Below are 8,519 nucleotides of genomic sequence, written 5' to 3'. Positions count from 1 at the left end.
GGCTCCTACAAGGGTTTTGTGGTGCCAGGGAAATCATCGCGAAATGTTTACAGCTTGGGCCAACCGCCGCCACTGACCTATGCTGCAACCCAACGCGTTCGCTTCTGGTCGATTTTATGGGTCGTGGTTTTCTGTTCATCCTGCTGTTGATCGCCCTGCCCGCCGCCGCGCAGATCTATAAGTACACCGACGCCGCCGGCAACACTGCCTACAGCAATCAACCACCCGACGGTGTGAAGGCTCAGCCGGTCGAACTGCCGCCGCTCAACAGCGTCGAGCGCCAGACACCTCCCGCCCCACCCGCCGAAGCCACCAGCCGCGAACAACTTCGCAGCGCCTACGAGGTGCTGGAGCTGACCAACCTGCCCACCACCGAAGCGCTGCGGGCCAACAACGGCACCTTCACCGTCAACGTGCTGATCAAACCGCGCTTGCAAGGTCCGCATCTTTTCAGGCTGCTGCTGGACGACCAGCCTTACGGCCAGCCGAGCAACGTGCCGATCCTGCAACTGGTCAACATTGATCGCGGTACTCACAGCCTCGCGGTGCAGGTGATCGACGGGGAAGACATCGTGCAGCAGAGTCCGACCGTGACCTTCACGGTTCAGCGGGTGCACAAGCCGTGAGGTTATGGCTGCTGGCCGCCTGCCTGATCGCGCTGTCCGCATCGGCCGAAGTCTTCACTTACATCGACGCACAGGGCAATCGGGTCTTCACCGACCAGCCTGGCTCCGGCAACGCCAAACGCGTGCCGCTGGCGACGAGCAACCGCATGTCCGCCAACCCGACCGGCGCAGCGCCGGTCATTGCAGAGAAAAAAACCGAAGCCAGGCCGATGTTCCGCTATGACATGCTCCGGGTGCTGGTTCCCGAGCCCGACGCCACAATCCGCAGCAGCGCCGGCGAACTGATCGTCAGCATCACCAGCGAGCCCGGCCTGCAACGAGGCCATCGCTACCGCTTGTTGCTGGACGGGCAGCCCACCGCCGAACCGGGTCCGAGCCCGGTGTTCGCTTTGAGCAACATCGATCGTGGCAGCCACAACCTGTCCGTGGAAATCCTCGACGAACACGGCCGCATCGTCGAGCGCACCGCCAATCAACCCTTCCACATGCTGCGCATTTCCCTGGCACAAAAACGCCAGGTCAAACCCTGCGCACTGACCGACTACGGCCAGCGACCGGAATGTCCGCTCAAGGACAAACCCATCGAGCCCAAAAATCCCTTCCTGCGTTTCTTCTAACCTCGTTCAGCTTTGCGCACTATATTGGTGCGATAGGTTGCACCGTACCCAAATATCAACCCATTTTGGTTCGAAAGTACCCGCAAAAGCTGGCAGAACGCCACGCAAACGAGCGTCAAACGCCCGTTTCAGGCCTTTGACGCTTCTTTTCGGAGCCTTGGTTTGGTTTTTGCATTTTCCTCATATCGGCGCGTTATTCACGCGCATGCCCTGCTCCAAAAGAGGTCCTGATGACCATTAGCGACGCACTGCATCGATTGCTGCTCGACAACCTGACCACCGCCACCATCCTGCTCGACGCCGAACTGCGCCTCGAGTACATGAACCCGGCGGCGGAGATGCTGCTGGCCATCAGTGGCCAGCGCAGCCATGGGCAGTTCATCAGTGAGTTGTTCACCGAATCCACCGAAGCCCTGAATTCCCTGCGCCAGGCGGTCGAGCAGGCGCATCCGTTCACCAAACGCGAAGCGATGCTCACCGCCCTGACCGGCCAGACGCTGACCGTCGATTACGCGGTCACACCGATCCTGGCCAACGGCGCCACCATGCTGCTGCTGGAAGTCCACCCGCGTGACCGCTTGCTGCGGATCACCAAGGAAGAGGCCCAATTGTCGAAGCAGGAAACCAGCAAGATGCTGGTGCGCGGCCTCGCTCACGAGATCAAGAATCCGCTCGGCGGGATTCGCGGTGCGGCCCAGTTGCTCGCCCGCGAACTGCCGGAAGAAAGCCTGCGCGACTACACCAACGTCATCATTGAAGAAGCCGACCGCCTGCGAAACCTGGTCGATCGCATGCTCGGCTCCAACAAGTTGCCATCGCTGGCCATGTGCAACGTCCACGAAGTGCTGGAACGCGTCTGCCACTTGGTCGAGGCCGAAAGCCAGGGCTGCATCACATTGGTGCGCGACTACGACCCAAGCATTCCCGACGTGTTGATCGACCGCGAACAGATGATTCAGGCCGTCCTGAATATCGTGCGCAACGCGATGCAGGCCATCAGCAGCCAGAACGAGCTGCGCCTGGGCCGAATCAGCCTGCGCACCCGCGCCATGCGCCAGTTCACCATCGGGCACGTGCGCCATCGCCTGGTGACCAAGATCGAAATCATCGACAACGGCCCCGGCATTCCTGCGGAACTTCAGGAAACCATCTTCTTTCCCATGGTCAGCGGGCGCCCGGACGGTACCGGGCTCGGCCTGGCCATTACCCAGAACATCATCAGCCAGCACCAGGGCCTGATCGAATGTGACAGCCATCCAGGCCACACCACCTTCTCGATCTTTCTGCCACTGGAACAAGGAGCCACATCGACATGAGCCGTAGTGAAACCGTGTGGATCGTCGATGACGACCGTTCTATCCGTTGGGTCCTGGAAAAAGCCTTGCAGCAGGAAGGCATGACCACGCAAAGCTTCGACAGCGCCGATGGCGTGATGAGCCGCCTGGCGCGCCAGCAGCCGGACGTGATCATCTCCGACATCCGCATGCCGGGTGCCAGCGGTCTGGACCTTCTGGCGCGGATTCGCGAGCAACACCCACGGCTGCCAGTGATCATCATGACTGCGCACTCCGATCTGGACAGCGCTGTCGCGTCCTATCAGGGCGGCGCGTTCGAATACCTGCCCAAGCCGTTCGATGTCGACGAAGCGGTGTCCCTGGTCAAGCGCGCCAACCAGCACGCCCAGGAACAGCAAGGCCTGGAAGTCCCGGTCGCGCTGACCCGCACCCCGGAAATCATCGGCGAAGCGCCGGCGATGCAGGAAGTGTTTCGCGCCATCGGGCGCTTGAGCCACTCCAACATTACCGTGCTGATCAACGGTGAATCGGGTACGGGTAAAGAGCTGGTCGCCCACGCCCTGCACCGTCACAGTCCACGGGCGGCTTCGCCATTCATTGCGCTGAACATGGCCGCCATCCCGAAAGACCTGATGGAATCCGAGCTGTTCGGCCATGAAAAAGGCGCGTTCACCGGCGCGGCCAACCTGCGTCGCGGACGATTCGAACAGGCGGATGGCGGCACGCTGTTCCTTGATGAAATCGGCGACATGCCGGCGGACACGCAGACCCGTTTGCTGCGCGTGCTGGCAGACGGCGAGTTCTACCGCGTCGGCGGCCACGTGCCGGTCAAAGTCGACGTGCGGATCATCGCCGCGACTCACCAGAATCTGGAAACCCTGGTGCACGCCGGGAAATTCCGTGAAGACTTGTTCCACCGCCTCAACGTGATCCGCATTCATATTCCACGCCTGTCGGACCGTCGCGAAGACATCCCGACCCTCGCCAAGCACTTCCTCAGCCGCGCCGCACAAGAACTGGCGGTCGAGCCGAAGCTGTTGAAAAGCGAAACCGAGGAATACCTGAAGAACCTGCCTTGGGGCGGCAACGTCCGTCAGCTGGAGAACACCTGCCGCTGGATCACGGTGATGGCTTCGGGTCGCGAAGTGCACATCAGCGACCTGCCGCCGGAGCTGCTGAGCCTGCCGCAGGATTCGGCGCCGGTGACCAACTGGGAGCAAGCGCTGCGCCAGTGGGCCGATCAGGCGTTGGCTCGCGGTCAGTCGAGCCTGCTCGACAGCGCGGTGCCGGCGTTTGAGCGGATCATGATTGAAACCGCGCTCAAGCACACCGCTGGCCGTCGTCGTGATGCTGCGGTTTTGCTGGGTTGGGGGCGTAATACCCTGACGCGCAAGATCAAGGAACTGGGGATGAAGGTGGATGGTGGGGATGATGATGAAGGGGAAGAGGGTTAATTAGCCTTTAAATCTTCGCCGGCAGTTACATCCAATCGCGAGCAGGCTCACTCCTACATTGGGATGCGTTCCCCTGTAGGAGTGAGCCTGCTCGCGATGCTTTTGGGGCCTCGGTGCACCGACTGAATGCACCGTGAACCGCAATCGCGCACGCCAACCGATCCAAAATCCCGCCTGCGTTCACAATCGAACCCCTGGCGAAAAAACACGAAAGCCCCGTAATACGGGGCTTTTGGCGTTTCAGAGCGCGTGATTGTTTCAAGCTGTTAAAACCTGGCACGCCCCCTGCAATAGTCCATTCAGTGATTCAGTTCACTACCCGGTTTCGGGGACCTTGGTACAGGCAGGCCGGGGATTCCCCTCTTTACATCGGGCTCACACCGCACTTGCGACGAGCCCAAACAGTTTTGGGGCCCTTGATACAGGCAGGTCAGGGGTTCCTTCTTTACACCGGGCTCACGATGCAATGCGCGAGCCCTGCCGTTTTGGGAACCTTGGTACAGGCAGGCCGGGGATTCCCTCTTTTATTGCTCTCGGAGATGGATCTCCAGCCGCCAGCGGTCATCGACCTCGCTACCGGCCCACTCGCCTTGCAGTGGCCGGGCCGCCACCACCGACAGCAACAACCCCCCATCACTCAATCGCACCCGCCAGTTCACGTTCTTGTCGTTGAGCTTGAGCTGACCTTTCTGCGTCTTGCCCTCCGCCTCGAACAGCAACGCCAGGCTGCCGTCGATAAACTCGCCGTGGGACTTGGGTTCGTTGTTGAACCACACTACCAGGCCGTCGTTCGTCACCTCGATCTGCTGCAATTCACTGGGGTCGGGCGTGGTCAGGCGACCGATCATCAGCCCCACCATTACCCCGACAATCGCCAGCGAACCCATCACGCGCGGGAATAGTTTCGAACGGGGATCCGCTTGCGGCGTAGAATGCCCGTCATCTTTACCTTCGGAGCCGTGCATGTTTCACGTCATCCTTTTTCAACCAGAAATTCCGCCGAATACCGGCAACGTTATCAGGCTGTGCGCCAACAGTGGCTGCCACCTGCATTTGATCGAACCGCTGGGCTTCGAGATGGACGACAAGCGCCTGCGCCGGGCCGGCCTCGATTACCACGAGTATGCCACCCTGCAACGCCATGCGGACCTCGCCAGTTGCCTGGAGAGCCTTGGTCATCCAAGGGTGTTCGCGTTTACCACCAAGGGTTCGCGGCCGTTCCACGACGCGAGCTTCGCCGAGGGCGATGCCTTTCTGTTCGGCCCGGAAAGCCGAGGCTTGCCGGCGGAAGTGCTGGACGCCCTGCCCGGCGACCAACGCCTGCGTTTGCCGATGCGCGAAGGCTGTCGCAGCCTGAACCTGTCGAACACTGTGGCGGTTGCCGTCTACGAGGGCTGGCGCCAGCTCGGATTCAAGTAACACCCCATAACAAATGTGGGAGCGGGCTTGCTCGCGAAGGCGTCGTGTCATTCAACATTAATGTTGAATGATCAACCGCTTTCGCGAGCAAGCCCGCTCCCACATTGGACTTGCTTCGACGCTCAGACCGCTTACTGAACGGTCGGAGTCTCGCCAGCCGCCTGCATGCGTTGCAGTTCTTGTGCGTACAGCGCGTCGAAGTTCACCGGGGCCAGCATCAGGGCCGGGAACGAACCACGGGTCACCAGGCTGTCCAGGGTTTCGCGAGCGTACGGGAACAGGATGTTCGGGCAGAACGCGCCGAGGGTGTGGCTCATCGAAGCGTCGTCCAGGTTCTTGATCAGGAAGATCCCGGCCTGCTGCACTTCAGCGATGAACGCTACTTCTTCACCGTTTTTCACGGTCACGGACAGGGTCAGCACGACTTCGTGGAAGTCGCCTTCCAGTGCCTTCTGGCGGGTGTTCAGATCCAGACCGACGCTTGGTTCCCACTGCTGGCGGAAGATCGCCGGGCTTTTCGGGGCTTCGAACGACAAGTCACGTACGTAGATGCGCTGCAAGGAGAATTGCGGTGCGGTTTCTTCTTCGCTAGCTGCAGTGTTCTGTTGGTCAGTCATCTCAGATCCTTTCTGATCTTGGGGTCTTATAGGGAAGGCATTCAGGCCTTGAGCATGGCGTCGAGCTTGCCGGCGCGCTCAAGGGCAAACAAATCATCACAACCGCCAACGTGGCGCTCACCGATCCAGATCTGCGGCACGGACGTGCGCCCGGCCTTCTGGGCCATGGCGGCGCGCACCTGCGGCTTGCCATCGACCTTGATCTCTTCGAAGGCCACGCCTTTGTTCTCGAGCAGGTACTTGGCTCGCGAGCAGTAAGGGCAGTAATCGCTGGAATAGACGACGACGTTGCTCATATCACTTCACCAGCGGCAGGTTGTCGCCTTTCCAGCTGGAAATACCGCCGGACAGCTTGGCGGCGGTGAAGCCGGACTTCATCAGTTCGCGAGCGTGAGTGCCGGCGGTCTGGCCCATGGCGTCGACCAGGATGATGGTCTTGGCCTTGTGCTTTTCCAGTTCGGCCACGCGAGCGGCCAGTTTGTCGTGAGGAATGTTCAACGCGCCAACAATATGACCGGCGGCGAAATCCTTGACCGGACGAATGTCGATCACAACGCCCGCGTCCTTGTTGACCAGGCCGGTCAGTTCACCGGTGCTCAGGCTGCGGCCGCCGCCTTGCATCTGATAGGCGATCAGCAACGCCAGCAGTACCACGAAGATACCGACGAGCAGATAGTGGTTAGTGGCAAATTCAATCAGGTGAGCAACCATCGAAGGAGGTTCCAGGGCGTTAAAATGTCGGCCAGTATACACAGCCACTATGGTGGGCCAAACCCCGTCCGGCGGTGACGCCGTCGGAACTTCGCTTTAAACTGCCACTCCCTTTTCCATTGCCCTCTTTTAACTCAGCCACGAGTGGAATCCATGACTACCACGCCTAAACCTTTGGTCCTGATTATTCTCGACGGCTTCGGTCACAGTGAGAGCCCTGAATCCAACGCCATCTATGCGGCGAAGAAGCCCGTACTGGACCGTCTGTGGGCCACCGTGCCGAACGGTCTGATCTCGGGCAGTGGCATGGACGTCGGCCTGCCGGATGGCCAGATGGGCAACTCCGAAGTCGGCCACATGAACCTCGGTGCCGGCCGCGTTGTGTATCAAGACTTTACTCGCGTGACCAAATCGATCCGCGACGGCGAGTTCTTCGAGAACCCGACCATCTGCGCGGCTGTGGATAAAGCCGTTGCCGCCGGCAAAGCCGTGCACTTCATGGGCCTGCTGTCCGATGGCGGCGTTCACAGCCACCAGGATCACCTGGTTGCCATGGCCGAATTGGCTGCCAAACGCGGCGCGGAAAAAATCTACCTGCACGCCTTCCTCGATGGCCGCGACACGCCGCCGAAAAGCGCCCAGTCGTCGATCGAACTGCTCGACGCGACCTTTCAGGCCCTCGGCAAAGGCCGGATCGCCAGCATCATTGGCCGTTACTTCGCCATGGACCGCGACAACCGTTGGGACCGCGTGTCCCAGGCTTACAGCCTGATCGTCGATGGCAATGGCGAATTTAACGCCGCCACCGCCCAGGAAGGCCTGCAAGCCGCGTACGAGCGTGGCGAGAGCGACGAATTCGTCAAAGCCACCTCCATCGGTGAGCCGGTTAAAGTCGAAGACGGCGACGCCGTAGTGTTCATGAACTTCCGCGCCGACCGCGCCCGCGAGCTGACCCGCGTGTTCGTCGAAGACGGTTTCAAGGATTTCGAGCGCACCCGCCAGCCAAAACTGGCCGGTTTCGTCATGCTCACCCAATACGCCGCCAGCATCCCCGCGCCATCGGCCTTCGCTGCCGGCAGCCTGGACAACGTGCTCGGCGACTTCCTGGCAAAAAACGGCAAAACACAGCTGCGCATCGCCGAAACCGAGAAGTATGCCCACGTGACCTTCTTCTTCTCCGGCGGCCGTGAAGAACCGTTCCCGGGCGAAGAACGCATCCTGATCCCGTCGCCGAAAGTCGCTACTTATGACTTGCAGCCGGAAATGAGTGCGCCGGAAGTCACCGACCGCATCGTCGACGCCATCGAAAACCAGCGTTACGACGTGATCGTGGTCAACTACGCCAACGGCGACATGGTCGGCCACAGCGGCGTGTTCGAAGCAGCGGTAAAAGCCGTGGAATGCCTGGACCTGTGCGTCGGCCGCATCGTCGATGCGCTGGACAAAGTCGGCGGCGAAGCGCTGATTACGGCGGATCACGGCAACGTCGAGCAGATGTCCGACGAAACCACCGGCCAGGCGCATACCGCGCACACCACCGAGCCGGTGCCGTTCATTTATGTCGGCAAGCGTGACTTGAAGGTGCGTGAAGGCGGCGTGCTGGCGGATGTGGCGCCGACCATGCTGAAGCTGTTGGGCCTGGAAAAACCAGCTGAAATGACCGGGACTTCGATCCTGGTGTAACCCGGTCGCTCAAACACCGCCAAACCCTGTGGGAGCGGGCTTGCTCGCGAAAGCGGTGTGTCAGTCGACATCAACGTTGACTGACACACCGCTTTCG

Annotated in this window: 10 protein-coding genes; 6 read left to right on the top strand and 4 right to left on the bottom strand. The window is 60.7% G+C overall.

The features are described from left to right. Positions 1 to 116: 116 nt before the first annotated feature. The 4 genes from KGB24_RS27485 (at position 117) to ntrC (ending at position 3,992) form a co-directional block, all read left to right on the top strand. Entirely contained in the window at positions 117 to 626 is a 510-nt protein-coding gene (locus KGB24_RS27485; RefSeq protein ID WP_223413814.1) for a DUF4124 domain-containing protein, read from the top strand. Continuing rightward, positions 623 to 1,243 (top strand): DUF4124 domain-containing protein, encoded by a 621-nt coding sequence (locus tag KGB24_RS27480; protein WP_223413815.1) that lies wholly within the window; start codon positions 623 to 625, stop codon positions 1,241 to 1,243. The genes KGB24_RS27485 and KGB24_RS27480 overlap by 4 nt, the downstream gene beginning before the upstream one ends. 230 nt (positions 1,244 to 1,473) lie before the next feature. Beyond that, a complete protein-coding gene (gene glnL, locus KGB24_RS27475; RefSeq protein ID WP_008024908.1) occupies positions 1,474 to 2,559 on the top strand; it encodes a nitrogen regulation protein NR(II) in 1,086 nt (361 codons plus the stop codon). Further along, a complete protein-coding gene (gene ntrC, locus KGB24_RS27470) occupies positions 2,556 to 3,992 on the top strand; it encodes a nitrogen regulation protein NR(I) (protein WP_064675450.1) in 1,437 nt (478 codons plus the stop codon). The genes glnL and ntrC overlap by 4 nt, the downstream gene beginning before the upstream one ends. A 524-nt stretch (positions 3,993 to 4,516) precedes the next feature. On the opposite strand, the gene KGB24_RS27465 is transcribed toward ntrC, so the two are convergent. Continuing rightward, entirely contained in the window at positions 4,517 to 4,957 is a 441-nt protein-coding gene (locus KGB24_RS27465; RefSeq protein WP_032828573.1) for a hypothetical protein, read from the bottom strand. On the opposite strand from KGB24_RS27465, the gene KGB24_RS27460 reads away from it, so the two are divergent. Next, positions 4,956 to 5,411 carry a tRNA (cytidine(34)-2'-O)-methyltransferase gene (locus KGB24_RS27460; protein ID WP_223413816.1) on the top strand — a complete coding sequence of 152 codons (456 nt, stop codon included), beginning with the start codon at positions 4,956 to 4,958 and terminating at the stop codon, positions 5,409 to 5,411. The genes KGB24_RS27465 and KGB24_RS27460 overlap by 2 nt on opposite strands. 131 nt (positions 5,412 to 5,542) lie before the next feature. On the opposite strand, the gene secB is transcribed toward KGB24_RS27460, so the two are convergent. Genes secB through KGB24_RS27445 form a run of 3 tightly spaced genes read right to left on the bottom strand, consistent with a single transcriptional unit; the run spans position 5,543 to position 6,739 of the window. Next, on the bottom strand, positions 5,543 to 6,028 hold the full coding sequence (gene secB / locus KGB24_RS27455; RefSeq protein ID WP_007897410.1) for a protein-export chaperone SecB: 486 nt from the start codon (positions 6,026 to 6,028) through the stop codon (positions 5,543 to 5,545). Positions 6,029 to 6,069: 41 nt separating this feature from the next. Beyond that, positions 6,070 to 6,324 carry a glutaredoxin 3 gene (grxC, locus tag KGB24_RS27450; protein WP_008024917.1) on the bottom strand — a complete coding sequence of 85 codons (255 nt, stop codon included), beginning with the start codon at positions 6,322 to 6,324 and terminating at the stop codon, positions 6,070 to 6,072. Position 6,325: 1 nt separating this feature from the next. Then, the gene (locus tag KGB24_RS27445; RefSeq protein ID WP_008024918.1) at positions 6,326 to 6,739 is read right to left on the bottom strand and encodes a rhodanese-like domain-containing protein; all 414 of its coding nucleotides are present in this window, start codon (positions 6,737 to 6,739) and stop codon (positions 6,326 to 6,328) included. A gap of 153 nt (positions 6,740 to 6,892) precedes the next feature. Between KGB24_RS27445 and gpmI the strand changes: the two genes are divergently transcribed. Continuing rightward, positions 6,893 to 8,422: a 2,3-bisphosphoglycerate-independent phosphoglycerate mutase gene (gene gpmI, locus KGB24_RS27440; protein ID WP_223413817.1), complete on the top strand. Its 1,530-nt coding sequence runs from the start codon at positions 6,893 to 6,895 to the stop codon at positions 8,420 to 8,422. Positions 8,423 to 8,519 lie beyond the last annotated feature (97 nt).

It is taken from the genome of Pseudomonas sp. BF-RE-25, assembly GCF_019956105.1.
Lineage (GTDB): Bacteria > Pseudomonadota > Gammaproteobacteria > Pseudomonadales > Pseudomonadaceae > Aquipseudomonas > Aquipseudomonas migulae.
Note: the sequence above shows the minus strand (reverse complement) of the source record. Positions and strands in the feature narration are given on the sequence as shown.